This is a genomic window from Allobosea sp. 10N428 (assembly GCF_056394545.1).
Genome location: NZ_JBFTIC010000001.1, coordinates 462,390 through 488,330, shown reverse-complemented (window position 1 = coordinate 488,330; position 25,941 = coordinate 462,390). Strand labels below are relative to the sequence as shown.

Here is a 25,941-nt window from a genome sequence, read left to right as displayed (position 1 = left end):
TTTTTATCCGCCTCCACCGCCAAAAAAGACGCCGGCAATGGCCGGCGTCCGATGCTGTTCCTGAGTGGCGGTTGGCTCGCTAGGCGAGAGAACTCAGCCCTTGTAGGCGACGAAGTTCTGCTTCTGCTCGCCAAGGCCCTCGATGCCGAGCGCCACGACCTCGCCGCCCTTCAGGAAGCGCGGGGGCTTGAAGCCGAGGCCGACGCCCGGAGGCGTGCCGGTGGTGATCACGTCGCCTGGATCGAGGCGCATGAACTGGCTGATATAGTGGACGAGATAGGCGGCGCCGAAGATCATCGTCTTGGTCGAGCCGTTCTGGACACGCTCGCCGTCGACTTCGAGCCACATGCCGAGGTTCTGGATGTCCTTGATCTCGTCGGTGGTCACCAGCCAGGGGCCGAGCGGACCGAAGGTCGGGCAGCCCTTGCCCTTGGCCCATTGCCCGCCGCGCTCCTGCTGGAATTCGCGCTCGGAGACGTCGTTGCAGACGCAGAAGCCCGCGATTGCGGCCATCGCGTCCTTCTCTTCGATGTACGAGCCGCCGTCGCCGATCACGATCGCGAGCTCGACCTCCCAATCGGTCTTCTTGGAGCCCTTCGGGATGATGACGTCGTCATTGGGGCCGACGATGCAGTTCGGCGCCTTGTTGAAAAGGATCGGCTCCTTCGGGATCTCCGCGCCGGTCTCGGCAGCGTGGTCCGCGAAATTGAGGCCGACGGCAATGAAGTTGCGGACGTCGCCGACACAGGCGCCGATGCGCGGCGAACCCGAAACCAGTGGCAGCGATTCAGGCGAAACCGCCTTGATCTTGGCGAGCGAGGCCGAACTCAGCGCCTTGCCGGCAACATCGGGGATGACGCCGGACAGGTCGCGCAGCTTGCCCTGGGCATCGAGAAGGGCCGGCTTTTCCTGGCCGAGCGCGCCGTAGCGGAGCAGTTTCAAGGTGTTTCCCCCGTTTCAAACGATCTAAATGGGCTTTCGACTCTGACCGGATGTGCCGGCGAAACACAAGTCCGTCTCTGTGCATGGCCGTCCGCAGCAGGAGGGTGCCCAAGATGTTGCCCGATTGCAACGGCGCGCTCCAAAGCGACTCTCTCAACCGCGAGCACGCAACCGGCCCGCATGAATGTCCCCCGCGCAAAACCCACAATAGTTCGCATATAAACCATCCTTTTCTGAACCGTGGGCCAGTCGGCATCGCAGAAAGGGCAGTTTTTGGCCGTTTTTCGCCGTTCGTATCCGCGAATAAGGAGATCCAGAGACGGATTTTGGGCGATGCAGGCGGGATTGCGGCAGGAAACGGCTCGCGTCATGCTTCGAATCAACCGAGGTCCGCGCGCCTCGGAAAAGCTTAACCGGGATGGATTCGATGAAGGGCCTTGTTCGTACTGCTGCAGCCGCCACGGTTTCGGTTGCCGCTCTCCTCGCCGCTGGCGCCGCTTCCGCGAGCTCTTTCGCGATCCGCAGCGGCCAGAGCGCCGAAGGCCTGGGTATGGCTTATGCCGGTGCGGCGTCCGGCGGCATCGGCATGGGCTCGATGGCCTGGAACCCGGCGACCATCACGATGTTCCCCGGCCGCAACAGCAACTGGAACTTCACCTACCTCAACGCCAATGCGAGCTACGATCCGACTTCGGTTACGCGCCTCGGCTCGCCCAACGGCCCGGCGAGCCCGATCCAGAACGGCACGGGCAATATCGGGGGCGAGGGCGGCTTCATCCCGGCCTCCTACTCGGCGTGGCAGCTTACCGACCGGCTCTGGATCGGTATGCACACCGGGGCGCCCTACGGCCTCCGGTCGAAGCCCGACGACCAGGTGCACGCCGCCCAGATCTATGGCCGCTCCGCCAAGGTGACGACGATCAACGTCTCGCCGACCGTCGGCTATCAGGTCAATGATTGGCTCTCGATCGGTGCCGCGCTGCAGGTTCAGTACTTCAGTGCGAGCCTCAAGCAGGCCGCCGGCATCGGCCCGACGGCGCCGCCGGTCATCATCGAGGGCGACACGATCGATTTCGGCTACCGCTTCGGCTTCACGTTGACGCCGTTCCAGGGCACCAGCATCGGCCTGGCCTATCGCTCGGAAATCCGCCAGACGCTGGAAGGCACCTTCCGCACGCCGCTCGCGGTCATTCCCGTCAAGGCGAACCTCAACCTGCCGGACTCGGTTGTGTTCGGCGTCTCGCAGGTCATCAACGACCAGTGGCAGGTCCATGCCGGCGTCGAATGGACGAACTGGAGCCGCTTCCGCAACATCCCGGTCGTCAGCAAGCTCGGCGGCATCCCGGTGACGAGCCTGAACTTCCAGTATGACGACGCCTGGTTCTTCACGCTCGGCGCGGAATACAAGTACAGCAACGCGCTGACCCTGCGCGCCGGTGTCGGCTACGAGCTGTCGGCGGTCAACGACCGCAACCGCACGATCTTCATCTCGGACAATGATCGCCTCTGGCTTTCGGCCGGTGCGAGCTACCAGCTCACCGACAAGATCAAGCTCGACCTCGGCTACACCTTTATCGACGTGAAGAAGGCCAAGGTGAATTACGACGGCGCGCATCCGCAGCAGGGCGCCGTGTTCTATACCGCCGAGGCCAAGCCCTATGTTAACATCGCTTCGGTCGGCATCACCTATCGCTGGGACGACCCGACCCAGACCGTTCCGGTCCATCCGGTCGTGCGCAAATACTGATTTCGGCGCAGAACGCGCTTGGAAAAGCCGGCCCGACAGGCCGGCTTTTTCGTTGCGGGCGGAAGTACAACGAGCCGGCAGCCCGGGGTCGGTGCGGGCGGGGAGCAGACCTAAAGCTCGCGCACAGCGCGCCCATTCCGGATGAAGAAGCTCAGCAGATTTGCATACCCACGAGCATCATCGATAGCGCGATGATTGTGTTCGACTTCGCCAAGCCATTCGGGCGGATATTGCTCGACATCGCATTCCCAATGGCCTCGGCCGGTACTGCCAGCGACCATCGACATCAGGCACAATGGCGGGTGCCGGAAAAGGCGATCGGAAATCCATGGCCCTTCCAGAAGAGGGCGTTTTGTGAAGCGCCGCAGATAGAAATCGAACCATGGCCCGTCGAGGCTGACCGGATGGGCAGCGAAAATCGGTTGGCCGTCGAATGATTTGATCCAATCGACGAAGCGCTCGATGACGGTGGCGGCGTGCTCTGGACTGGCCGTGGCAACTGCCCATGCCTCCGGGTGTCTGCGCCAAAAGGACATGGTGCTGGGGTCGCATTCTGCGCCGTCGAGAGGTCTCAGAACTGCCTCGAACTCACCCAGGATGCTGCCGCTGGCCGTTACGGCCACGGAACCGAAGGAGAGCATTGAATTTTCACCAGGCGTGGGCCCGTCGAATTCGCAATCAGTGACGATGTAGAACTGGCCCATCCCTTCTCTCATTGTCGTTGCGGCCACCAAAAGAGCCCAATCGTGGCGGGATTTTACAGAGACCCGAGAGGGCGCTCGAGCCCGGCGATACTAGACCCGGACCTTGACATAGGTGCCGGGCGCATCGGCGAGCGCGGGCAGCTTGCCGCCTCCCGGTTCGCGCGCCGCCACCTTCTTCGGCGCCTGCGCTTCGAGCCAGGCGAACCAATGCGGCCACCATGAGCCCGGGTGCTCCTCGGCCTTCGCCTGCCAATCGGTATAGCTCCCCTTGGCCGGCCCGCCCGTCCAGTACTGGTACTTCACCTTGCTGGGCGGGTTGACGACGCCGGCGATATGGCCGGAGCCCGCCACGACGTGCTCCACCGGGCCGCCGAAACATTGCGAGCCGTTGAAGACGGATTGTGCCGGGGCGATGTGATCCTCCCGCGTGGCGAGATTGTAGACCGGCATCGTCACGCGCCGCAGATCCAGCCTCTTCCCGCCGATCGTCATCTCGCCCCGGGCGAGTGTGTTGTCGAGATAGCAGTTGCGCAGATAGAAGGAATGGTTCGCCGCCGGCATCCGGGTCGAATCCGAGTTCCAGTAGAGCAGGTCGAAGGCCGCGGGCGTCCTGCCCTTCAGGTAATTGTTGACCGCATAGGACCAGATCAGGTCGTTGGGCCTGAGCATGTTGAAGGCGCCCGACATGCGTGAGCCATCGAGATAGCCGGTCTTGGCCATCTGCTCTTCGATCGCGTGGATCTGCTCTTCGTCCACGAAGACCGAAAGCTCGCCCGGCTGCGAGAAATCGACCTGCGTGGTGAAGAAGGTGGCGCTCTCGATCCGCTTGTCGCCGATGGCGGCCATATAGGCCAGCGTCATGCCGAGCAGCGTGCCGCCGACGCAGTAGCCGATGGCCGAAACGCGCTTCTCGCCCGTTATGCGCTCGATCGCATCGAGGGCGGCGAAGATGCCCTCGTGCATATAGCTTTCGAAATCCTTGGTGGCATGCCGGGCGTCGGGATTGACCCAGGAGATGCAGAACACCGTCAGCCCCTGCTCGACGCACCAGCGGATGAAGCTCTTCTCCGGATTGAGGTCGAGGATGTAGAACTTGTTGATCCAGGGGGGCACGATCAGCAGCGGTCGCTTGAACACCTGCGGCGTCGACGGCGCGTACTGGATCAGCTCCATGACCTCGTCGCGGAAGACCACCTTGCCGGGCGTCGTGGCGATGTTGACGCCGACCTCGAAGGCCTTGGCATCGGACTGGCGAATCTTGAGCTCGCCGCCGCCGGCCTCGACGTCCTCGGCGAGCATCTTCATGCCTCGCACCAGGTTTTCGCCGTTCTGCTGCAAGGTCTCGCGCAGCAGCTCGGGATTGGTCGCGACGAAATTGGTCGGCGAGAGCGCTCCGGCGATCTGCTTGATGTAGAAGCGCGCCTTGTTGCGCGTATGCGGGTCGAGGTCGTCAGCCTTCTCGACCATGGTCTCGGCCCAGCGCGAGCCGATGAGATAGGCCTGCTTGATGAAGTCGAAGGTCGGGAGGTTCGTCCAGTCCGGATCCTTGAAGCGATTGTCGCGCTGATCTGGCTCGGCGACCGGGGCTACCTCCTCGCCGCTGGCGCGCTTCAGCGCCGCGCTCCACAGATTCATGAAGTCGCGGGTCAACGAAGCCTGCGCTTCGATGATCTTGGCGGGATCATTGACCCATTGCTCGGCGACGCGGCCGAGCGTCTTGACCATGTCGCTCGCCTCATCGGCCTGGCCTGTCTTGGGCTGGCCGCGTTCCAGGGGCTTCAGATAGGCGGCGGTGACCTTGCCGTATTCCTCGACCAGCCGTCCCATGTTCTGCGCGAACTGGTCGAAGTCAGGAACCGGGGACTCGGCGGAACCTTTGTGGTCCTTGGCGCGGTCGTCGACATGGCGGTTCATGAGTCGTCTTCCCCCTTGTCGTCATAGGATAGCGCATGGCTTCCCATTTTGGTCCTATTAAGGACGCAACCGCTGTGCTTTACCAAGCACATTCGACAAACCTGCTGGAAGAACCCATGCCGATCGAGATGCCTGCGACGAAGCCGCTCCGGATCGCGGTGGTGATGGCCGCTGCCGGCATCGCCCTGGCGGGCTGCGCCGGGAATGAGGGCATCAAGGGCGTTGCGGAAGCGGCCGGCATGGCGACGACGCCGCAGGAGGCCAGGAGCTTCGTCCGGGAGACACGGCCCGCGGACGCGCAATACATTCCCGTCGGCAGCACGATCGGGGTCGATCAGCTTTGCCCGGGCCCGAATCCGCCGGCTCCTTACGTGCCGACGGGGCAGGCGGCCCGCTTTGCGGCGCCCAAGCCGGCCCGCGGCCCCAATGATCCCTGCAAGAAGCGCTCGGACTTCCAGAAGATCGAGTCCCAGCTCGAGGCCAAGCGCCAGGCCAACGAAAGCGCCGGCACGCAGGCCAAGTCGCTGGGCGAGACGCCGGCTCCCCAGCCTGCGAAGATTCCGCAGAACTGATTTCCAGTCTCGGTGAAAGGAGGGCGTTCGGCGCGCGTGTCGCCATTTCGTCGCAGCGGCAAAATATTGCGTTTTTTGTTCTGTGCGGACGAAAGATGCGGTGCTAAGCACCTCTGGCGCAAAGAAGTGACCAGCGCCTGAGGATGACTGCCGGCGCCCCCGGCCAAGGACCTGTTCGAAATGACCGATTTTCATCGTATCAAGCGCCTGCCGCCCTACGTTTTCGAACAGGTCAACAAGATCAAGGCCGCTGAGCGTGCCAAGGGCGTCGACATCATCGATCTCGGCATGGGCAATCCCGACCTGCCGGCGCCGAAGCACGTCATCGAGAAGCTGGTCGAGACTGCCGGCAAGCCGCGCACCGACCGTTACTCCGCCTCGAAGGGCATTGTCGGCCTGCGCCGCGCCCAGGCGAATTATTACGAGCGCCGCTTCGGCGTGAAGCTCAATCCCGAGACGCAGGTGGTCGCGACGCTCGGCTCCAAGGAAGGCTTCGCCAACATGGCGCAGGCCATCACCGGGCCGGGCGACGTCGTGCTCGTGCCCAATCCAAGCTATCCGATCCACGCCTTCGGCTTCCTGATGGCGGGCGGCGTGATTCGCTCGGTTCCGGCCGAGCCGACGCCGGCGATGTTCCCGGCGCTGGAGCGGGCGATGGCGCATTCCGTGCCGAAGCCGATCGCGCTCGTCACCTGCTATCCGGCGAATCCGACGGCCTATGTCGCGACGCTCGACTTCTACCGGGACCTGGTCGCCTTCGCGAAGAAGCACGACATCATCCTGCTGTCGGACCTCGCCTATGCCGAGGTCTATTTCGACGACGACAACCCGCCGCCCTCGATGCTGCAGGTGCCGGGCGCGATCGACGTCGCGGTCGAATTCACCTCCATGTCGAAGACCTTCTCCATGGCAGGCTGGCGCATGGGCTTCGCCGTCGGCAACGAACGCCTGCTGGCGGCGCTGGCGCGGGTGAAGTCCTATCTCGACTATGGCGCCTATACGCCGATCCAGGTCGCGGCCGCGGCGGCGCTCAACGGCCCGGACGACTGCATCCGCGAGATGCGCGACATCTACCGCAAGCGCCGCGATGCGCTGGTGGAGAGCTTCGGCAAGGCCGGTTGGGACTTCCCGGCGCCGGAGGCCTCGATGTTCGCCTGGGTCGCGATCCCCGAAAAGTTCCGCCATCTCGGCTCGCTGGAGTTCTCGAAGCTCCTGATCGAGAAGGCCGAGGTCGCTGTCGCTCCCGGTATCGGCTTCGGCGAACATGGGGATGATTATGTCCGCATCGCCATCGTCGAGAACGAGCAGCGCATCCGCCAGGCGGCGCGCAATATCGGCCGCTTCCTGAAGGGCGCCGACGCGACGCTGCACAACGTCATCCAGATGCCGAAGGCGGGGTAGGGCGGTTCTCCGGGAGTGTGGTGCTGCGGCCTCTGGACTCGGAGGCGCAAAACATGGGAACCGATGCGGTGCGGACAGCCTGCTCCGCACCGCGTCCGAGGCCCGTCTCCATGCTCCGAAAAGGCCGCTTGCTCGGCGTTGCTTTCGCCGTCTTCGCCCTGGTCTGCCTCGTCGCGACCTATGACTACTCGAAGGGGCGCATCCCGGAGACGCGCTCGGCGCTGGTTTCCGAAGTGCTGTCGGTCACGAAAGGGCGCGAATGCGCGCGCGACGCGACCGATATCGTCTCCCGTTTCATCCCCGTCGGAACGGAGCGGGCCGAGGCCGAGCGCAGGCTTACCGAGATCACGATCGATCCGCCGAAACCCTGGTTCTGGACGCCGGCGGTCGAGAACAGCACGGTTTCCGAAGGTAATTCCATCGAGGCGCTACACACCATCAAGGCGACGGCCTTCGGCAGCAACCTGCTGCGCATCTATCTCGGCTTCGAGGACGGCAAGGTGAAGCGCGTCGCTGCGGAAGTGGTCTGCCATTTCGGCTGAGACCGCTTGCTGAAATCGCCGAGGCGCTGCGCCCTTGGGGCCGGTGCTTCACCTGCGCCCTTCGGGCGCGATAGCTTTAACAACGCGGTTTCGTCGCGTCAGGCGCTGAGCTATCTTGTCCAGGGGGGCGCTGCCACAGGTGCTGCCATGGAAGCGACGGACAAGGTTTTCGCCGGTCCCATTCCGCAGATCTACGATCGGCTGCTCGTACCTCTGATCTTTCGGCCTTATGCTGACGATTTGGCCGCCCGCGTCATGGCATCGCAGCCCTCGCAGATTCTCGAGCTTGCGGCCGGCACCGGCGCGTTGACGCGGGCGATGGCGGCGCGCCTCGGCGGGGCGAGCATCCTCGCGACCGATCTCAACCAGCCGATGCTCGACCTTGCCGCTGCGCAACTGGCGGGCGATGGCAGGGTCGCCTGGCAGCAGGCGGACGCGCTCGATCTGCCGTTCGCGGATGGGAGCTTCGATGTCGCAGCGTGCCAGTTCGGGGTGATGTTCTTTCCCGACAAGCCGAAAAGCCATCGCGGCGTGTGGCGTGTTCTGCGGCCGGGCGGACGCTATCTGTTCAATGTCTGGGACGCGGTCGCCAGCAACGACTTCACGGTGGTGCTGCTGGACGCACTCGCCGAAACCTTCCCGGCCGATCCTCCTCGCTTTATCGAGCGCACGCCGCATGGCTACCATGATATCGGGACGATCGAGCTCGATCTCATGGCGGGCGGCTTCGCAAGGCCGGCGATCGAGCGTGTCGAGAAGCGCGCCCGCGCCGATTCCGCGATCGATGTCGCGACGGCGTTCTGCCAGGGGACGCCGATCCGCGGAGAGATCGAGGCACGGGGCGGGCCGGGGCTCACGGCGGCGACCGAGGCCGTGGCGAAGGCCCTGGAGCGCCGGTTCGGCTCGGGCCCGATCGAAGGAGGCCTCGCCGCCTTCGTTGTTTCGGCCCAGCGCGAGTAGTCCTTGCGGCATTTGCGGGGCGTTACGGCTTAGCCCTCCGTTGACTCGCATCGCGCCGCATGCGACCCCGCGCCCATGACCAGCGCTGCTCTTTCGAACGCTTCCCGGCCTCTGCGTGTCGGCCTCGCCGGCCTCGGCACGGTCGGTGCCTCCGTGCTGAAGATCCTGCAACGGCAGGAGAATGCGCTGGCGGCACGCTGCGGCCGGTCGATCCGGGTGGTTGCCGTCTCGGCCCGCGATCGCAAGCGCGACCGCGGTGTCGATCTTGGCGGCCTGGTTTGGTTCGATGATCCGGTCGCGCTGGCGAAATCCGACGACGTCGATTGTGTGGTCGAGCTGATGGGCGGCTCGGACGGCCCGGCCAAGGCGGCGGTCGAAGCCGCGCTTTCGGCCGGAAAGCATGTCGTCACCGCCAACAAGGCCCTGCTCGCGGCCCATGGCGTCGCGCTGGCGGAACTGGCCGAAAGCAACGGCGTGGCGCTTGCCTTCGAGGCCTCGTCGGCTGGCGGCATCCCGGTGGTGAAGACGCTGCGCGAGGCGCTGGCCGGCAACAATGTCAGCCGCATCTCCGGCATCCTCAACGGCACCTGCAACTACATCCTCTCGCGGATGGAGCAGGAAGGGTTGACCTTCGAGGCCTGCTTGGCGGACGCCCAGCGCCTGGGCTACGCCGAAGCGGACCCGACCTTCGACGTCGAGGGCTTCGACACCGCCCATAAGCTTGCCATCCTGACCAGCCTCTCCTTCGGCACGAAGATCGACGCCGAAGCGATTCATGTCGAAGGCATTTCCGCGATCACGCCGCTCGACCTGAAGATGGCCGATGAGCTCGGCTACCGGATCAAGCTGCTCGGCGTCGCCGAGCGCACCAAGACCGGCATCGAGCAGCGCGTGCACCCGACCATGGTGCCGAAATCCTCCGCCATCGCGCAGGTGATGGGCGTGCTCAACGCCGTCAGCGTCGATGCCGATGCGGTTCGCGAGATCACGCTGGTCGGCCCCGGCGCCGGCGGCGATCCGACCGCTTCGGCGGTCGTCGCCGACATCGCCGATGTCGCGCGCGGCACGGCTGGCCTGCCGTTCGGCTTGCCCGTTGCCCGTCTCGAGGAAGCCAAGCGTGCGCCGATGCAGCGTCACGAAGGCGGCTACTATGTCCGCCTCGCCGTCGCGGATCGGCCGGGCGCGGCGGCCGCGATCGCGACTCGTATGGCCGAGGCCGACATTTCGCTGGAGAGCATCGTCCAGCGCCGCTCGCCCGAAGCCGCCAATCGCGATCCGGGAGGCCGTTCCGGCGCGCCGGTTCCAGTCGTGCTGATCACCTATGCCACGAGCGAGTCGGCCATCCGCACCGCGCTCGAAAAGGTCACCGCGGACGGCCATGTCGCGGAACCGCCGCAAGTTATCCGCATAGAGCGGGAATAGGCCCTCGGGTCGATTCTGCCCGTAACATTGCAAGGGGAAACCATTTCATGTCCGTCGATCTTCGCATCTCCCCGGATCAGATCATCGAGCGCTATCTCTCGATGGAACTCGTGCGCGTCACCGAACGCGCTGCCGTCTCCGCCGCCCGCCTGCGCGGCCATGGCAACGAGAAGGCTGCCGACCAGGCTGCCGTCGATGCCATGCGCCGCGAATTGAACCGTCTGCCGATCGACGGCGAGATCGTCATCGGCGAGGGCGAGCGTGACGAGGCGCCGATGCTCTTCATCGGCGAGAAGGTCGGCAACAAGCAGGGTCCGAAGGTGCATATCGCGGTCGACCCGCTCGAGGGCACGACGCTTTGTGCCAAGGACATGCCGGGCTCGATCGCGGTGATGGCGATGGCCGGCGCCGGCAGCCTGCTCTACGCACCCGACGTCTATATGGACAAGATCGCGTGCGGCCCGGGCTATGCCAAGGGCGTGATCGACCTCGACGCCTCGCCGGCCGACAACATCAATGCGCTGGCCAAGGCCAAGGGCGTGAAGCCGCATGAGATCTCGACGCTGATCATGGACCGCCCGCGCCATGCCAAGCTGATCGAGGAGGTCCGCAAGACCGGCTGCTCGATCCGCCTGATCACCGACGGTGACGTCGCCGGCGTGATCTTCTGCACCCAGCCGGAGAAGACCGGCATCGACCTTTATCTCGGGATCGGCGGCGCGCCGGAGGGCGTGCTCGCGGCGGCCGCGCTGCGCTGTGTCGGCGGCCAGATGCAGGGCCGGCTCATCCTCGACACCGAGGAGAAGCGCGTGCGCGCGGCGGGCATGGGCGTCAAGGACCCGAACAAGAAATACGACATGTCGGAGATGGCCTCGGGCGACGTCATCGTCTGCGCCACCGGCGTGACCGATGGCGGCCTGCTCTCGGGCGTGAAGTTCGGCAAGGACGTGATCGAGACCGAGACGCTGGTCTATCGCTCGATCACCGGCACTGTCCGCCGCATCTATGGCGAGCACCGTGAGTTCTCGAAGTTCCAGCTCGACTGAGCGCGTTGCGCATGTCGAATGACATTTTGACATAACCGAACGTATGCTAGCCCCGGAAAGCAATCTTTCCGGGGTTTGTTTTTGTCCGCATTCGCCCGAGCGCTCGATTTGGTCGATGGCCTCGATCAGGCCGCATCGCCAATGGCTGCAGGATTGGTTCTGCGTCAGGCCCTTGCCCCGTTTGGAAATTGCGGTTTCTTCGCGGGCTCTTTTCCCGCTTTTCCGATTTTGCCCGTGGAGCGCATTGTCGCGGGCGGTCGGCGCTATGCGCAGCTCTCGCCGCCAGGGTGGCTCGAAGAATATACGAGGCTCGGCCTCGACCGCGGAAATCCCGTGATCTTCGCTCCCGCCAGACGGGTTTCACCTTTTCGCTGGAGCGATCCGGGCTTTCCCGATTTGATGGATTGGCGCGGCCTCAAGCTCGCGCGCGAGATCGGCTTGCAGGATGGCCTTGCCGTTCCCTGTCATGAACCGGGCGGGCGCGTCGGTGTCATCAGCATGGGCTTCGAGCGCTTGGATCTCTCGCCGCGAGACATTCGGATTATCGCCCTGGCGGCTGTGCTGACGCATGAGCGGATGACACGCTTCGCGACGATGCCCACCCCGCTTGCGGTTGGCCTCAGCCAACGCGAGCGCGACTGCCTTGCCTATGTCGCCGACGGCCTGTCAGATGGCGAGATCGCCGAAAAGCTGGGCATTGCGCAGACGACCGCCCACAGCCATGTCGAGAACGCCAAGCGCAAGCTCGGTGCCCGCAGCCGCGCGCAGGCGTGGCGCGGCTCTTCGGAAACACGCCGCCGTAAGTTGTCGAAGGAAGGGGTTGCGCCCTCAGGCTATGGCCGTAGCCGCCGCGCGGCCGGCGGCGCGCCCTGAGAAAATGCAGCCGCCGAGGAAGGTGCCTTCGAGCGCGCGATAGCCGTGGACGCCGCCGCCGCCGAAACCCGCGGCTTCGCCTGCGGCATAGAGCCCCGGCACGGGCTCGCCCGCCGCATCCAGGACCCGTGACGACAGATCCGTCATCAGCCCGCCGAGCGATTTTCGCGTCAGGATGTTGAGCCTGACCGCGATTAGCGGACCATGGGCCGGATCGAGGATGCGATGGGGCTTGGCCGTGCGGATCAGCCTATCGCCGAGATAGTTGCGCGCGCCACGCAGGGCTGTGATCTGCAGATCCTTCCCGAAGGGATTGGCGAGGGCCCGGTCGCGCGCCGCGATCTGTCCGCGCAGATGTGCCTCGTCGATCAGCGCGTCATGGGTCAGCGCATTCATGCGCGCGACGAGGCGGCTGAGATCGCTCTCGACGATGAAATCCTCGCCCTTGTCCATGAAGGCCTGCACCGGGCCGGGCACGCCGCCGCCGGCGCGGCCAAGGACCTGCCGCCAGCTTCTGCCGGTCAGGTCCGGGTTCTGCTCGGAGCCCGACAGCGCGAACTCCTTGGCGATGATGCTGCGGTTCAGCACGAACCAGGAATAGTCGTAGCCGGTCGTCATGATGTGCTCGAGCGTGCCGAGCGTGTCGAAGCCGGGGAAGAGCGGAACCGGAAGGCGGTTGCCGCGCGCATCGAACCAGATAGAGGACGGGCCGGGCAGGATGCGGATTCCATGGCGCGGCCAGATCGGCGCCCAGTTGGCGATGCCCTCGACATAGTGCCACATCCTGTCGCCGTTGATCAGCCGCCCGCCGGCCGCCTCGGCCACCGCGAGCATCGCGCCGTCGACATGATCAGGCACGCCCGAGAGCAGCCGAGACGGGGGCTTGCCAAGGCGCGCCGGCCACTGCGCCCGGACGAGCTCGTGATTGCCGCCGATGCCGCCGGAGGTGACGATGACGGCCTGCGCCTTCAACTGGAAGGAGCCGGTAACGCCGCGTCCGCTCTTTTCGCCGCGCGCAACATGGCTCGGCTCCAGCACCTCGCCTTCGACGCCGTCGATCGCCCCGGCGCTGCGCGTGAAGCCGGTGACGCGGTGGCGGAAATGGAAGGCGAGCAGGCCCTTGGCCTGTGCTGACTTCGCCCGGCGCAGAAAGGGCTCCAGCACGCCGGGGCCCGTGCCCCAGGTGACATGGAAGCGGGGCACCGAGTTGCCGTGGCCGGTCGCAAGTCCCCCTCCGCGCTCGGCCCATCCGACGACCGGGAACCAGCGCATGCCCATGCCGTGCAGCCAGCTGCGCTTCTCGCCGGCGGCAAAGTCGAGATAGGCCTCGGCCCAGCGCCGAGGCCATTCATCCTCCGGCCGGTCGAATCCAGCCGATCCGAACCAGTCGTCCCGCGCCAGTTCGCGGGAATCGCGGATGCGCAGCCGCCGCTGCTCGGGGCTGTCGATGAGGAACAGCCCGCCCAGAGACCAGAAGGCCTGGCCCCCGAGCGATTGCTGAGGTTCCTGATCGAGCAGCACGACCTTACGCCCGGCTTCCGCTATCTCGCAGGCCGCGACGAGGCCGGACAGCCCCGCGCCGACGATCGCCACATCGGTTTCGTGCTGCATGATCCCCCCGGGATGCCGCCTCTGCCGGCGGCTTGCACGCAATATGACGGCCGCTCCCAATACGGCCAAACTCGACACTGGTTGACCTTGCGCCCGGCTTGCGCGACGCCGTTGGGACGATGAGTCCGATGCAACAATCCCGCGTTTTCCTTGGCGTCACCCGTTCGGTGCTCGGCCGTCCCTGGCGCGACCGGCTCGATACGGCGGGTCTCGGCCGGGCGGAGGCATTGTCCCAGCGCGAGGGTCTGTCCGATATCCTGTCGCGCCTGCTCGCTTCTCGCGGTGTCGAGCCGGCCGAGGCGATGCGCTTTCTCGAGCCGAAGCTGCGCGACCTGCTGCCGGACCCGGCCGTCCTCACCGACATGGAGCCTGCGGCGGCGCGGCTGGCGCAGGCGGCGATGCGTGGCGAGCGCGTCGCGATCTTCGGCGACTACGACGTCGACGGTGCCTGCTCCTCCGCGCTGCTCGCCGGTTTCCTGACGCAGGGCGGGGCGCGCCCGCGCATCCATATCCCCGACCGGCTGATCGAGGGCTACGGCCCCAACAGCGAGGCTATCCGGATGCTCGCGGGCGAGGGCGCCACGCTCCTCGTGACGGTCGATTGCGGCACGACCAGCGAGGAGCCGCTGGCAGAGGCCCGCAGGCTCGGCCTCGACGTCGTGGTGCTCGATCACCATCAGGCGCCGGAGCGCTTGCCGGCGGTCGAGGCGCTGGTCAATCCGAACCGGCAGGACGATCTCTCTGGACTTGGCCATCTCTGCGCTGCCGGCGTGGTCTTCCTTGCCCTGGTCGCCACCAGCCGGGCGTTGCGCCGGCAGGGACATTGGGCGGTGCGCGGCGGCGAGCCCGACCTGCTGGCGATGCTCGATCTCGTCGCGCTGGCGACGGTCGCCGACGTCGTGCCGCTGCAGGGGCTGAACCGCGCCTTCGTGCGGCAGGGGCTGGCGATGATGCGCAGCCGCGCCCGCCCTGGCCTCGCGGCGCTGATGGATGTCTCCGGCCTCGATGGGCCGATCCAGCCCTGGCATCTCGGCTTCCTGCTCGGGCCGCGCATCAATGCGGGCGGGCGCATCGGAGACGCCGCGCTCGGCGCGCGCCTGCTTCTGAGCGATGACGAGGTCGAGGCGCGCGGCATCGCCGCCGAGCTCAACCGCCTCAACCAGGAGCGTCAGGAGATCGAGCGGCTCGCCGTGCTGGAGGCGGTGTCGCAGGCCGAGCATGAGCTCGCCGGCATGGCCGAACTGCCGGTCCTGCTCGCCGGCAGCGCCGATTGGCACCCCGGCATCGTCGGGCTGGTCGCGGCACGGCTCAAGGAGCGCTTCCGCCGCCCGGCCTTTGCGCTCGCGCTGAACGGGGAGGGTGGGGCGACCGGCTCCGGCAGGTCAGTCGCTGGCGTCGATCTGGGCCGGGCCGTGCGCGCCGCCGTCGAGGCGGGGCTCGCGGTCAAGGGCGGTGGCCATGCCATGGCGGCTGGCGTGACGCTGGCAAGCGGGCAGGCCGCGCCGTTCCACGCGTTCCTGAACGACCATCTCGCCCGCGAGGTCGGCGCCGCCGGCGAGGCCGAGGCGCTGCTCGTCGACGCGGCGCTCAGCGCCGGCGGCGCGAGTCCGCGGCTGATCGCAGAGATCGAGAAGGCCGGACCGTTCGGTTCGGGCAGCCCGGAGCCGGTCTTCGTCTTCCCGGCGCATCGCCTGACCGACGCCATCGAGATCGGCAGCGGCGGCCATGTCCGCATCAAGCTGCGCTCGGGCGATGGTGCCAGCGTTGGCGGGATCGCCTTTCGCGCGGCGCAGGAGCCCTTAGGGCAGGCTCTGTTCGCGGCGCGTGGCGAAACCGTACATCTGGCGGCGACGCTCTCGCTCAACCGTTGGGGCGGCAACGAGACGGCGGAGCTGCGCATCCTCGATCTCGCTCGCCCGGTCTAGCAGATCGTCATCGAAACCGAGTCATCCACATTTCTTGTGAACGGGCGCTTGCAGAGCGGCAGGCCTGCCACTATACCTCGCCCCGCTTCGGCACGAACCTTCCCGGTTCGAGGCAGAGCGACCTTCGTCTATCGGTTAGGACACCAGCCTTTCACGCTGGGGAGACGGGTTCGACTCCCGTAGGTCGCGCCACTCTTTTAAGGGTGGCTTAAGTAGCTGAAATCAAACGATAAAATGATACGGAAAATCGAGGGTGTCCCCCACGATGTGCTCCATTTCTGTCCACCGCTGCAGGAGGCTGGCGTGCCGACCGCGCACGAATGACGGCGCAGGCCTTCATTCGGCTGCGCTTCGATGCCGGCGAGGCCTATCGGTTCGACTGGAGCCATGAGGCGATCGAACTCCACGGGCTGCCCGTCGTCGTGAAGGTCGCCCAGATGCGGCTTTTCCAGATGCAGGAGATGGTCTTCGATGTGCATGACGAGGCCTTCGCCTTCTATGGCGGGGGTCTGCCGGCGGCATCTACGACAACATGACGACGGCGGTGGGGACCGCCTTCGTCGGCCGCGCCCGGGAGTTCAACCGGCGCTTCCTTCAGCTCTGCCGCATCGCCTCGTCGAGCCGGTGGCCTGCACACCAGTGGCCGGCTGGGAGAAGGGACAGGTCGAGAACCAGATCGGCACGATCCGCTGACGCGGCGCATGGGGATCGAGGCACTCTATCGCAGGCCGAACACCTCGAAGCGGGTCCCGGGTCATCCGATCTCTCCCTACCTGCTGTGCAAGCTGCCGGTGACCGCACCAACCAGGTCTGGGCGATGGACATCGCTTGCATCCCGATGGCGCGAGGCATCGTCTATCTCGCGGCTATCATCGGCTGGTTCAGCCGCGGCATTGTCGCGACAACACCGACCAGGGCGCTCAGTTCACTGGCCGCGAGTTCAGCGGCCTGCTGACCGGCGCAAATATCAGGATCAGCATGGACGGCAAGGGCGCCTGGCGCGACAACGTCTTCGTCGAACGCCTCTGGAAATCGCTGAAATACGAGGGGGCCTATCTGCGCGCTTATGCCAGCGTGTCGGAGGCGTGCGCCTCGATCGGCCGGTATCTCGACTTCAACAACGGCCGGGAGGCCTTATCAGGGGCTGGGGCGCCAAACCCCCGACCAGGCATACTTCAACGCGCTGCTGCCAATCCCGGCTGCGGCATAATCGAGGCTGAAACCCACTTAGCAACAGCCCCGAAACTGTTCAGATAAACCGAGCCGGCGATTGCTGCGAGGAGACCGCTTCCTGTCCCGAACCAATCGGGCAATGGGCACCCGACGCTACAGCCTTGTTACGTTTTCCCCCTTGCCAAGTGTCTGCGCCCTGCCATCGCAAGAAAGGCCCAATCGGCGACGGCATCGGCGAAATCGAACCAACGGGCTGGATGGCCGGTGGCACTCAGCCTTTCCAAGTGATTGCTGAAGGTAGCCTTGTCACGTTCGAACCAACGCAGGCGAAGAAGGCGGCGAATATAGCGCCGCCTCTGCTGAACGAGACGGTGACGGTACTCTTCCTGCTCCAGCACGATCGGGCCGTACCGGACTAAAATTTGCAGCCGATCGAGAAGCGCAAATCCGAGCTTTACATGAACGTCATAGGCATTGCTATCGTGAATCCGCCTAATTGCCAGACCTTCATGGATAAACGCAAGATTGTTATGCAGGCAAGCGCGCAAAGCAGCCTCAGCATCAAGGTAAGGAAGAAGATTTTCGTCATAAAATGAACGGCTCATGTCGATCAGGGACCGACGAAACAGAAAATGCGTCCCCGAAAATACCGTATTATCCTCGCGCAAATAAGCGCGAATAATTGATCTTCCGTCGAAAACGGTCTGATTTCGGGGGATATTTTCGTCGCGGAGATGATCGGAGTATTCAAGGCAACCAACCGCAACCACATCAGGATGCTGTTCTGCGAGCTCGATTTGTCGGCGAATAGAGTCGGTAGTCATCAAATCATCGGCGCATAGCAGCCGGAAATAGCCAGCCTCGGCCGGCAAAAGATTGAGGACAGCGTTGAAATTCGCCGCCATGGGAATCGTGCTCGGATTGCGATGGCTCAGGATCGGGACTCGGCCATTCGCATGCCGCGCAATAATCTCCGGAGTGGCGTCCGAGCTAGCATTGTCCAGAATGACGTGAACGAGATTTGGATAATCGAGCGATTGCACGCACGCTATGGTATCAGCCAAATACTTCTCGCCATTGTAGACCGGCGTCGCGATGACGACGAGCGGGAATGCCGACTTTGAGCGCATGATCCGCTTCTCTCAGTTCATGTTAGCGCGAAGTCCCAGACGAAATTTATTTCCCTACCTCTCCACTGCCGTTTACGGCGTCAATTTTTTCTAGCCAGATCTCTCGCCACCACGTGTATATATTTCTTGGACAAAACAATCTATTCTCGCTGTAACTGGAGCGGCAGTACGAATTCTCCAGAATGACAGCGGGTGTTTTGAGCCGCCGCATAAGCCCGGTCCTCTCATCGACGAAAGTCTCCACGCGCGTTTTTACCTGCATAACCTTACCACAATAGGGAACGAGCTCAGCATCAAATCTCATGCCTCGGTTCTGATTGGACGCGTCGATCGTTTTCCGGATGTCCTCAAAGGATCGGACCCGGACCCAGTCCCCGGCTTGTAAATTAAGGTCTGATACCGGCCCGATCGCGCCAGGCGGAAGGTCTCCTGCCCGCCTGGGAAACGGAACGCCGCCCCACAGTGATTGAACCCGATCGTAGAACCAACGTCCAGGACGGCCCAACCTTCGCCTCTTGGCCATGGTCATGTAAATGAATGCGAAGTACAAAAAACCACGCATCATCCTGGGCAGGGAATTATTTCCGGACGCATAGTCCTCGATATACTGGCGTGCGTCCCACCATTTGAGCGGCCGCGTATACTGTAGAAGCTCGGTGGCCTGGCAGAAATACCTTGTATTTTGCTTGGAGTCCGATGCGTGGGTCGCTTTCAACACGTCCTCTTCGGTGCAGCCTGCTGAGAGGCGCCCGGCGTCGGATATTTCCGCGAATTCGCCCTTTTCGACGGGTTTGAGCCAAGCCTGCTTCCAGAAGATCAGGCATCCTGCCTGGCACCCCCCGTAAGCCGCGCCGTCGCACCGATGATTCAAGTGGACACTGTCAGGCAGCCGGCGGCCGACATAATCTCCGCTGACCGTGTCGCAGGTTTTGTGTGCGCTCTTATAGATCTCGAATTTTTGACCACAGTATTCGAACATCTGCGGCATGAACGGCAGTCCATCGAGGCGGCCACCCTTATCGAGCGTTGCAAGGATCTCCTCCTTGCTTCGTACCTCGACCCAGTCACCGGCTCGCATCTTCATGTTGAGCTCCTTCTGTTGATACGTGGTTCGCTCGATCAAGCCCACCCGGAGGCGCAGTGAACCCAGACGATATCCAATTTGACGGGAAAATTCCATGGTAATCGTCATCGACACGACGTAGGGTTCGCGAACAACTTTGCGAACGAAGACCTTCGCGGCTTGAAATCACCGCCCGACCCACCGGGAACGGAAGCATATGGAAGTCCTGAAGCAGCGTACAATTCGAGGCGGCCTCGCCAAGCTTGTCGGCCAGGGGATAACGTTTGCGCTGCGGCTGTTTTACATCGTGGTGATGGCGCGGCTCCTTTCGCCGTCGGAGTTCGGCCTTGTAGCCATGGTCACAGTCATAACCGGAATTTACGACCTGTTTCGGGACGGGGGCCTTTCGGCGGCCGCCATCCAACAAGCAACCGTCACCGAGGAGCAAAAGTCCACGCTGTTCTGGGTCAACATGCTCATAGGCGCGACCCTTACCCTGCTTTGCCTGCTGACTGCGCCAATTCTCATTCGCTTTTACCAAGAACCTCGTCTTTTCGGGGTCACGGCGGTGATATCCGGCGGCTTCCTGTTCAGCGCCGCCGGTGCGCAATATGCGGCCATACTGCACCGCGAGTTGCGTTACGTCACGCTGGCTCTGATCGACGTTTTCAGCGTTCTCGTGAATACGGTCACAGCAATCGCGATGGCTGCCACCGGCTGGGGCTATTGGTCGCTTGTTGTACCCTCGGTTGGAATAACAGTTATCAATACTGTCGTGATGTGGCTCGTCGTCGGTTGGAGGCCGGGTTGGCCGCGCCGCGATGCCAAGGTGATGGCGATGCTGAAATTCGGCGGAACGACGAGTTTGAATAGCCTCGTCGTTTATATCGCCTATAACCTCGACAAGATTTTGATCGGTCGATTCTGGGGAGCTGATGCGCTCGGTCTTTATTCGCGAGCATATCAACTTATCAATATCCCGACGACGCAACTGAACGGTGCCCTTGGAAGCGTGGCGTTCTCCGCCTTGTCGCGCCTTCAGAATGAGCCTGCGCGATATAAGAACTACTTCATCAAAGGTTACTCGCTCGTCGTTGCTTTGACGGCTCCAATCACACTGTTTTCTGCCGTATTCGCGGACGACATCATTCGCGTCGTAATGGGCCCCCGCTGGGAGGCCGCCGCGACGATCTTTCGCCTGTTGACGCCAACCGTTCTGTTCTTTGGCTTGGTCGATCCGCTCGCATGGTTTCTGATGTCGAGCGGCCTGCAACGGCGAAGCTTGAATATTGCGTTGGTTCTCGCACCGATTTGTATCGTCTCCTATCTCGCCGGGCTGCCTTACGGACCGACCGGTGTGGCTGCGGCTTTTTCTATCGCGCTGTCCTTGTGGCTTGTTCCGCACATGATGTGGTGCGTCAAAGGCACAAGCATCACGATGACCGATTTACTTGGCGCAATTTGGCCTCCTTTCGGTTCGGCGATTGTCGCGACGATTGCCGCTGTCGCGGTTGAGGCGCTGGTCGGTCACACAGAGCCAGCTCTGTTGAGGGTTGCTCTCAGCGCGAGCGTCATGGCAGCAACTTATTCGGCAATGCTGCTTGTCGTAATGGGTCAGAAAACATTCTATCTGAATCTCATATCCCAGGTGAGGACATAGGTCGTGCTGCCTTGACGGGGCGGCTTCTTGCGGTTTCGAATCTCAGTAAAAATCGCTCGGCGCCAAGGTAAAGGGGCGCGCCGTTGTCCAAGTAAAAAATCCCCGCGGTCGCCTACCCGCGCACAGGTCTGACAAGAGGCGATCGAAGCGTGATCGTCCAGGTCGAAGAGTCGCTCGGTGAGTTCCTCGGAATTCCTGGCCTTGGCTGCCTCTGGTGATGTTTGCGTCGGCCTCGCCGGTGACGATCCGGCGAGCGCCAAATGGACGTGTTACGGATAAGCCCAGAACAGCTTGTCGTCGAGAAGGCCGCTTTGGCGATGCTTCATCAGCATTTTGAGCCGGGTATAGGGCGGCGCACGGAAGTCATCCTCGCTCATGGCGATACGCTCAAATACATCATGCATTTGGCGGGCGCCGGATTCCGCAGTCCAGCGCGCTTCGAACGTCGGCAACACGCGGCCGATCTTGTCGAAATTCACGCGGTAGGAACGGTTATCCGCGCTCGGCGCGCCGACAATCAACTCGCAACCGGAAAACTCGTTGGCCACGATGCGGGCGATCTCGATAACGCGGTAGTTCTGCTGGTTCGAGCCGACATTGAAGATCTGTCCACGAATACGATCGGGTGGTGCGGTCAGCGACAGATGCACGGCTTGGCACATATCGAGCGCATGAACGAGCGGTCGCCAAGGTGAGCCGTCGGAGAGGAGTTTGATCTGCTTGGTGGTCCATGCGAGGCCGCAGAGGTCGTTCAGCACAATGTCGAAACGCTGGCGCGGCGAGGCGCCATAAGCAGTCGCGTTGCGCAAGAAGCAGGGTTCAAAGTCGTCCCCGGCCATGGCGGAGACATCGCGCTCGACCTTGGCCTTGCATTCCGCATACGCCGTCTGCGGGTTCACCGGGCTCTCTTCGTCCAGGATCTGGTCTGGAGCGCCGACCCCATAAACTGAGCATGAGGACATGTAGACGAAGCGTTTGACACCGGCTTTGCGCGCGAGTTGTGCCAGCCGTACCGATCCGCCATGATTGATCTCATGTGTCAATTGGGGGTCCTGCTGCCCCAGCGGATCGTTGGACAGTTCGGCGAGATGCGCGACCCCGTCGAAGCCTTCAAGGTCTTCGGCTGTGATTTCACGCAAATCTTTCGTGATGACTGCCGGGCGCGGTCCCCTCATCGGATAGAGCCAACCCTGGCGGTAATAGCCGGTATCGAGGCCAACGGCTTCGATACCCTGCTCGATCAGATACGGACCAAGAAGCGCGCCGATATATCCATCTGCGCCAGTAAACAGCACACGCATGTCTAGACCCCAGCCATCAGAAACCAGCTAATCTGTTCCCAACATACCAACGCGCGAAGGCTTCACATGGCAGCACACCCCTTTATCCGGCGATTGGGTTGGCCAGCGGTAAAGCCCGCTCGCATCGGCATATCGTGGATTAAGTTGCTGAAACTAAGGAGGCCTGCGTGGAGTTCACGCATCGGCACGATCCGGGACTTCGAAGCCGCAGGCCTGGCTGATCAAGCACATACGCCTCTGCCTTACGACACGCTGCTCAACGAGATCATCATGCCGCAAAATCGCGACTTATTGCTAGCAGATTTAATTACCTAGGGGAAGAATGTCTCGGTGTCTGGCTGGCGTATGATTTTTAGGTCGCAAGGGATCATTTTTTATGCGCCCAAGCTTCGAAGCTTGCTATAGTCTTTGGTCTGATCCGCAGGGATCGCTCGCCAGTGTCATTTAACTGAATCTTGGGGGGCTGATTTGAAATTCGTCGCTACTAAGCTCGCGGGGGCGTTCATCCTTGAGCTCGAACGCAGGGAGGATGAACGAGGCTTCTTTGCACGGACCTTCTGCCAGAACGAATTCCAAGCCCACGGCCTCAAGGCGACGATCGCACAGGCCAATCTCGCCTCGAACATCCACAAGGGCACGCTGCGGGGCATGCATTTCCAATATCCCCCGGCGGCGGAGACCAAGCTCGTGCGATGCACGCGCGGGTCAATCCTCGACATTATCGTCGACCTGCGTCCGGAGAGCCCCACATTCCTGGAGCATATCGAGGTGGAGCTGAGCCAGGAGAACGGTCGTGCGCTCTACGTGCCGGAGCGTTTCGCGCATGGTTATCAGGCGCTCGAAGACGGGACGGACACCAGCTATCAGGTCGGCGAATTCTACACGCCGAGCGCTGAAGGCGGGCTGATGTACAATGACCCGCGTCTGGGCCTGACATGGCCTCTACCCGTGACCGTCATCTCGCCCAAAGACCAAGCTTTTGCGCCGTTCAATGTGGTCGAGACCGAGTTGAAGGCCAAAATGGGCTCCAAGCCAGTGTCGGTAGCCGGCTGAAGGAACAGGGGTAGAGCGCCATGCTGATTGTCGATACTGCTCTGAAGAGGCGTGCGGAAGAGAACAACCCGATCCGAGTCGGCATTCTCGGCGCGGGATTCATGTGTCAGGGACTTGCAAACCAGATCGCGCATTCCGTGCCCGGCATGCGCTTGGCCGCGATCTCCAATCGCCGTCCGGAGCGGGCCCTGAACGTTCTTGCCTATGCCGGCTTCGAGAACAGCAAGCTATCGGACAGGCAAACGGAGCTGGACGAGACCATCCGCTCCGGAAAGCCGGCGGCAACGGAAGATGCCATGCTGTTGGCGCGCTCGCCGGAGATCGATGTGCTGGTCGATACGACCGGCTCGGTCGAGTTCGGCGCGCACCTCGTGCTGGAAGCTTTCAAACACGGCAAAGACGTGGTTTTGATGAACGCCGAGATCGATGCCACCATCGGGCCGATCCTGCGGGTGCATGCGCACCGATATGGCCGGATCCTTTCCGCTTGCGACGGCGATGAACCGGGCGTGCAGATGAATTTGGTTCGCTGGGTGCAGGGCCTGGGGCTGACGCCTCGCCTCATCGGCAACATCAAGGGTCTACAAGATCCGTACCGCACCCCGACCACTCAAAAAGCCTGGGCGGAGCGTTGGGGGCAGAATGCGGCGATGGTGACGAGCTTCGCCGACGGCTCGAAGATCAGCTTTGAGCAATCCATCGTCGCAAATGCCACCGGCTTCAAAGTGCTTCAACGGGGCATGTCGCGCGGGCGCGAATACCGCGACGACGTCATGGCGATCGGCAAGCTATACGACATCGACCAGTTGCGAGAGCTCGGCGGCGCCATCGACTATGTCGTCGGCACCCCCCTTACCAAAGTCTTCGTGCTCGCGGAGCATCCTGATCCAAAGCAGCAGCACTACCTCAATCTCTACAAGATGGGCGAAGGGCCGCTCTATTCGTTCTTCACGCCTTACCACCTCGTCCATTTCGAGACGCCGCTGTCGATTGCGCGGGTGGTCCTGTTCCGGGATGAGCTGGCGCCGCCGCTCGGAGGTCCGGTGGTCGAGGTCTGCGCGGTCGCCAAGCGGGACCTCAAGGCCGGCGAGACGCTCGACGACTACGGCATGTATATGACCTATGGCGAAGCGGTGAATGTCGATGAAATGAGCGCCGGGCGCTATCTGCCAGAGGGTTTGGTCGCCGGCTGCCGCCTCGTCCGCGACATCGCGAAGGACGAGGTCCTGACATATGACGACATCGTCCTGCCGCCTGGACGGCTAGCCGACACGCTTCGCGCTGAGCAATATCGCCATTTCCGTGGCGAGGCCTGGCTCGAGGATCTGCTTAAGATTGCGGCGTGATCTCAGCCGGTCGGCCTGCGTCGTAGAAGACGCGCATAGGCGCTGCTGAGCGTGTCAAGGCCGCGGCTTCGCAGGCGTCGATACACTGGAAGATGCAGCACGGCGAGGGCGCAAACCCCTGCGTAAAGCAGCCCGGCGGCCGCAATGGCTGCTAGCGCAGGTGCCATCGAGAGATTTGCGGTTATCAGCGAGAGCGCGAAGCCGATAGTGGCTGCGGTTAGCGTCGGCACGGCGATCACGGCGAGGATATCGAAAATGCTGATATTCGTCTGATAGGTGGCCATGAGCATCGAAGGAAAGAACGCGACGTAACGCGAAATGCTGTAGCACAGCGCTACGCCCACCGGGCCATATGGAAGCCCTATCAAGAACGAGCTAACATAGATCGGAACACCGATCAGACTCCAATAGAACATGCGATCGGTGCGACCCGTCGAGATATAGATCCAACCGGTCGCGCCCATCGGCACGGATGCCAGCATGCCGAGCACCAGACAGCTGAAGATCAGCTTGACAGGCTGCCATTGCGGGCCGAGCACGATGTCGACGATAGGGGAGGCGCCTCCATAAAGGAGGCAGGCCATCGCAGCGCCTACGAGCGTGACGACGCTCAATGCATCGAGATAGGCTTCGCGCCACCTTACGGGCTCTCGGCGTAGTCGACTTAGCACTGGCACCATCGATGAGCCCAATGGTCCGCTCAGAAAGTTGAGCGGTATCACCAGTAGATTGTAGGCCCGCGAATAGAAGCCGAGTTCGACCGAGCCCCAACGGGCTCCGATCAGAATATTATCGAGCTGCTGATGGAAGTAATTCAGAATCATCGCGCCGGTCAGGTGAAAGCCAAATTTGAGTGATGCTTTCGCGGCCGACCAGTCTTTCACAATGCTTGGCCGCCAGGGGCAAAGAATCCAGACCGCCGCCGTCGTAGTGAAAGCCGTTACCCATGTTTGAATGACGAGCGCCCAATAGCCGGCGGAGAACAGCTTAGCCGCGATGACGGCGACTACGAGACCGGTTGCAAGAGCGCCGAGCGAGGCGATCTGCAGATCGAGCCAGCGCATGTTACGGGTGAGCAGAGCGGTGGGCAGTCCGCCGAGCGCATAAATCGGTGCGTTCAGGCCGAGCCCGAGGACCACGAGCGGTAAGCGCCGGTCTTCGAAAAACCAAAGTGATGCTGGCGCGGCGGCCGCCGAGAGCAGGAACGCCAAGCATCCCATGCCGAGGGCGATCCACATCAAGGCGCTGGCTGTGTTTTGGTCGAGTTCCTCTCGCTGCACCGCGGCCGTCGCCACATTGAGTTCGGTCAGAACGATGACGAAGGCCGTCACCGTGCTGCCCATGGCGACAAGCCCGAACTGGCTCGGTTCAAGCAGGCGCGCAAGCATGGCCGAGCCGGCCAGCTGCAGCGCGAGGCGCACGAACTGGGCGCCTATCGCAATGGCGCCCCCCGCGATCGTGCGTTTCCCGAGAGCATCCCTCAGATGGTTGGGGGACAGCATCCGCTCGTTGACGGCCATCTGCGCCTGGGCATCGCGGTTGCCGATCAATAGGCC

At 63.1% G+C, this 25,941-nt stretch carries 21 protein-coding genes, 1 tRNA gene and 2 pseudogenes; 16 read left to right on the top strand and 8 right to left on the bottom strand.

Going from position 1 to position 25,941, the window contains the following annotated elements; genetic code table 11:
* Nucleotides 1–93: 93 nt before the first annotated feature.
* A complete protein-coding gene (locus tag AC1DDA_RS02260; protein WP_476794460.1) occupies nt 94–942 on the bottom strand; it encodes a fumarylacetoacetate hydrolase family protein in 849 nt (282 codons plus the stop codon).
* A 427-nt stretch (nt 943–1,369) separates the two neighbouring features.
* On the opposite strand from AC1DDA_RS02260, the gene AC1DDA_RS02255 reads away from it, so the two are divergent.
* Nucleotides 1,370–2,689, top strand: coding sequence for an OmpP1/FadL family transporter (locus AC1DDA_RS02255; protein ID WP_476794459.1), 1,320 nt, complete (start codon nt 1,370–1,372; stop codon nt 2,687–2,689).
* Nucleotides 2,690–2,799: 110 nt separating this feature from the next.
* Here the strand turns inward: AC1DDA_RS02255 and AC1DDA_RS02250 are convergent, their stop codons facing one another.
* Both AC1DDA_RS02250 and AC1DDA_RS02245 read right to left on the bottom strand, forming a co-directional pair.
* Nucleotides 2,800–3,393, bottom strand: a complete 594-nt coding sequence (locus AC1DDA_RS02250) for an exonuclease domain-containing protein (RefSeq protein WP_476794458.1) — start codon at nt 3,391–3,393, stop codon at nt 2,800–2,802.
* Between the two features lie 90 nt (nt 3,394–3,483).
* Entirely contained in the window at nt 3,484–5,307 is a 1,824-nt protein-coding gene (locus AC1DDA_RS02245; RefSeq protein WP_441511230.1) for a PHA/PHB synthase family protein, read from the bottom strand.
* 116 nt (nt 5,308–5,423) lie between these two features.
* Between AC1DDA_RS02245 and AC1DDA_RS02240 the strand changes: the two genes are divergently transcribed.
* The 7 genes from AC1DDA_RS02240 (at nt 5,424) to AC1DDA_RS02210 (ending at nt 12,123) form a co-directional block, all read left to right on the top strand.
* Complete coding sequence (locus AC1DDA_RS02240; RefSeq protein WP_476794457.1) at nt 5,424–5,879, top strand: hypothetical protein; 456 nt, start codon at nt 5,424–5,426, stop codon at nt 5,877–5,879.
* 180 nt (nt 5,880–6,059) lie between these two features.
* Nucleotides 6,060–7,280 carry an LL-diaminopimelate aminotransferase gene (locus AC1DDA_RS02235; protein WP_441511232.1) on the top strand — a complete coding sequence of 407 codons (1,221 nt, stop codon included), beginning with the start codon at nt 6,060–6,062 and terminating at the stop codon, nt 7,278–7,280.
* Between the two features lie 128 nt (nt 7,281–7,408).
* The gene (locus AC1DDA_RS02230) at nt 7,409–7,822 is read left to right on the top strand and encodes a hypothetical protein (protein ID WP_441511233.1); all 414 of its coding nucleotides are present in this window, start codon (nt 7,409–7,411) and stop codon (nt 7,820–7,822) included.
* A 147-nt stretch (nt 7,823–7,969) separates the two neighbouring features.
* Entirely contained in the window at nt 7,970–8,782 is an 813-nt protein-coding gene (locus AC1DDA_RS02225) for a class I SAM-dependent methyltransferase (RefSeq protein WP_476794456.1), read from the top strand.
* A gap of 75 nt (nt 8,783–8,857) precedes the next feature.
* Nucleotides 8,858–10,204 (top strand): homoserine dehydrogenase, encoded by a 1,347-nt coding sequence (locus AC1DDA_RS02220; RefSeq protein ID WP_441511235.1) that lies wholly within the window; start codon nt 8,858–8,860, stop codon nt 10,202–10,204.
* Between the two features lie 47 nt (nt 10,205–10,251).
* On the top strand, nt 10,252–11,250 hold the full coding sequence (gene glpX, locus AC1DDA_RS02215; RefSeq protein ID WP_441511236.1) for a class II fructose-bisphosphatase: 999 nt from the start codon (nt 10,252–10,254) through the stop codon (nt 11,248–11,250).
* 108 nt (nt 11,251–11,358) lie between these two features.
* Entirely contained in the window at nt 11,359–12,123 is a 765-nt protein-coding gene (locus AC1DDA_RS02210; protein ID WP_476794455.1) for a LuxR family transcriptional regulator, read from the top strand.
* On the opposite strand, the gene AC1DDA_RS02205 is transcribed toward AC1DDA_RS02210, so the two are convergent.
* Nucleotides 12,079–13,734 carry an FAD-binding dehydrogenase gene (locus tag AC1DDA_RS02205; protein WP_476794454.1) on the bottom strand — a complete coding sequence of 552 codons (1,656 nt, stop codon included), beginning with the start codon at nt 13,732–13,734 and terminating at the stop codon, nt 12,079–12,081. The genes AC1DDA_RS02210 and AC1DDA_RS02205 overlap by 45 nt on opposite strands.
* A gap of 128 nt (nt 13,735–13,862) precedes the next feature.
* On the opposite strand from AC1DDA_RS02205, the gene recJ reads away from it, so the two are divergent.
* The 4 genes and pseudogenes from recJ to AC1DDA_RS02185 form a co-directional block, all read left to right on the top strand.
* Entirely contained in the window at nt 13,863–15,659 is a 1,797-nt protein-coding gene (gene recJ, locus AC1DDA_RS02200; protein ID WP_476794453.1) for a single-stranded-DNA-specific exonuclease RecJ, read from the top strand.
* Nucleotides 15,660–15,776: 117 nt separating this feature from the next.
* Nucleotides 15,777–15,851, top strand: a tRNA-Glu gene (locus AC1DDA_RS02195).
* Nucleotides 15,852–15,958: 107 nt separating this feature from the next.
* Nucleotides 15,959–16,349: pseudogene (locus tag AC1DDA_RS02190) on the top strand (IS21 family transposase); the annotation flags it as partial.
* Nucleotides 16,292–16,869 (top strand): annotated as a pseudogene (locus AC1DDA_RS02185) (transposase); the annotation flags it as partial. The pseudogenes AC1DDA_RS02190 and AC1DDA_RS02185, both read left to right, overlap by 58 nt.
* A 127-nt stretch (nt 16,870–16,996) precedes the next feature.
* Here the strand turns inward: AC1DDA_RS02185 and AC1DDA_RS02180 are convergent.
* Entirely contained in the window at nt 16,997–17,962 is a 966-nt protein-coding gene (locus tag AC1DDA_RS02180) for a glycosyltransferase (protein ID WP_476794452.1), read from the bottom strand.
* 46 nt (nt 17,963–18,008) lie between these two features.
* The gene (locus AC1DDA_RS02175) at nt 18,009–19,154 is read right to left on the bottom strand and encodes a hypothetical protein (RefSeq protein ID WP_476795114.1); all 1,146 of its coding nucleotides are present in this window, start codon (nt 19,152–19,154) and stop codon (nt 18,009–18,011) included.
* Between the two features lie 88 nt (nt 19,155–19,242).
* Between AC1DDA_RS02175 and AC1DDA_RS02170 the strand changes: the two genes are divergently transcribed.
* A complete protein-coding gene (locus tag AC1DDA_RS02170) occupies nt 19,243–20,685 on the top strand; it encodes a lipopolysaccharide biosynthesis protein (RefSeq protein ID WP_476794451.1) in 1,443 nt (480 codons plus the stop codon).
* Between the two features lie 269 nt (nt 20,686–20,954).
* Here the strand turns inward: AC1DDA_RS02170 and AC1DDA_RS02165 are convergent, their stop codons facing one another.
* Nucleotides 20,955–21,986 carry an NAD-dependent epimerase/dehydratase family protein gene (locus tag AC1DDA_RS02165; RefSeq protein ID WP_476794450.1) on the bottom strand — a complete coding sequence of 344 codons (1,032 nt, stop codon included), beginning with the start codon at nt 21,984–21,986 and terminating at the stop codon, nt 20,955–20,957.
* A 66-nt stretch (nt 21,987–22,052) separates the two neighbouring features.
* Here AC1DDA_RS02165 and AC1DDA_RS02160 point away from each other — a divergent pair, with 66 nt between their 5' ends.
* From AC1DDA_RS02160 to AC1DDA_RS02150, 3 genes are all read left to right on the top strand, one after another.
* Entirely contained in the window at nt 22,053–22,301 is a 249-nt protein-coding gene (locus tag AC1DDA_RS02160; RefSeq protein WP_476794449.1) for a hypothetical protein, read from the top strand.
* A gap of 153 nt (nt 22,302–22,454) precedes the next feature.
* Nucleotides 22,455–23,039 carry a dTDP-4-dehydrorhamnose 3,5-epimerase gene (gene rfbC, locus AC1DDA_RS02155; protein WP_476794448.1) on the top strand — a complete coding sequence of 195 codons (585 nt, stop codon included), beginning with the start codon at nt 22,455–22,457 and terminating at the stop codon, nt 23,037–23,039.
* 20 nt (nt 23,040–23,059) lie between these two features.
* Complete coding sequence (locus AC1DDA_RS02150; RefSeq protein WP_476794447.1) at nt 23,060–24,385, top strand: NAD(P)H-dependent oxidoreductase; 1,326 nt, start codon at nt 23,060–23,062, stop codon at nt 24,383–24,385.
* Between the two features lie 2 nt (nt 24,386–24,387).
* On the opposite strand, the gene AC1DDA_RS02145 is transcribed toward AC1DDA_RS02150, so the two are convergent.
* Complete coding sequence (locus AC1DDA_RS02145) at nt 24,388–25,935, bottom strand: lipopolysaccharide biosynthesis protein (protein ID WP_476794446.1); 1,548 nt, start codon at nt 25,933–25,935, stop codon at nt 24,388–24,390.
* Nucleotides 25,936–25,941: the final 6 nt, after the last annotated feature.

Bases quoted from the DNA above. Each gene is read 5' to 3' on its own strand.
- AC1DDA_RS02255 (WP_476794459.1), top strand. From the start codon at position 1,370: ATGAAGGGCCTTGTTCGTACTGCTGCAGCCGCCACGGTTTCGGTTGCC.
- AC1DDA_RS02250 (WP_476794458.1), bottom strand. From the start codon at position 3,393: ATGGGCCAGTTCTACATCGTCACTGATTGCGAATTCGACGGGCCCACG.
- AC1DDA_RS02245 (WP_441511230.1), bottom strand. From the start codon at position 5,307: ATGAACCGCCATGTCGACGACCGCGCCAAGGACCACAAAGGTTCCGCC.
- AC1DDA_RS02240 (WP_476794457.1), top strand. From the start codon at position 5,424: ATGCCGATCGAGATGCCTGCGACGAAGCCGCTCCGGATCGCGGTGGTG.
- AC1DDA_RS02235 (WP_441511232.1), top strand. From the start codon at position 6,060: ATGACCGATTTTCATCGTATCAAGCGCCTGCCGCCCTACGTTTTCGAA.
- AC1DDA_RS02225 (WP_476794456.1), top strand. From the start codon at position 7,970: ATGGAAGCGACGGACAAGGTTTTCGCCGGTCCCATTCCGCAGATCTAC.
- AC1DDA_RS02220 (WP_441511235.1), top strand. From the start codon at position 8,858: ATGACCAGCGCTGCTCTTTCGAACGCTTCCCGGCCTCTGCGTGTCGGC.
- glpX (WP_441511236.1), top strand. From the start codon at position 10,252: ATGTCCGTCGATCTTCGCATCTCCCCGGATCAGATCATCGAGCGCTAT.
- AC1DDA_RS02205 (WP_476794454.1), bottom strand. From the start codon at position 13,734: ATGCAGCACGAAACCGATGTGGCGATCGTCGGCGCGGGGCTGTCCGGC.
- recJ (WP_476794453.1), top strand. From the start codon at position 13,863: ATGCAACAATCCCGCGTTTTCCTTGGCGTCACCCGTTCGGTGCTCGGC.
- AC1DDA_RS02180 (WP_476794452.1), bottom strand. From the start codon at position 17,962: ATGCGCTCAAAGTCGGCATTCCCGCTCGTCGTCATCGCGACGCCGGTC.
- AC1DDA_RS02175 (WP_476795114.1), bottom strand. From the start codon at position 19,154: ATGACGATTACCATGGAATTTTCCCGTCAAATTGGATATCGTCTGGGT.
- AC1DDA_RS02170 (WP_476794451.1), top strand. From the start codon at position 19,243: ATGGAAGTCCTGAAGCAGCGTACAATTCGAGGCGGCCTCGCCAAGCTT.
- AC1DDA_RS02165 (WP_476794450.1), bottom strand. From the start codon at position 21,986: ATGCGTGTGCTGTTTACTGGCGCAGATGGATATATCGGCGCGCTTCTT.
- AC1DDA_RS02160 (WP_476794449.1), top strand. From the start codon at position 22,053: ATGGCAGCACACCCCTTTATCCGGCGATTGGGTTGGCCAGCGGTAAAG.
- AC1DDA_RS02150 (WP_476794447.1), top strand. From the start codon at position 23,060: ATGCTGATTGTCGATACTGCTCTGAAGAGGCGTGCGGAAGAGAACAAC.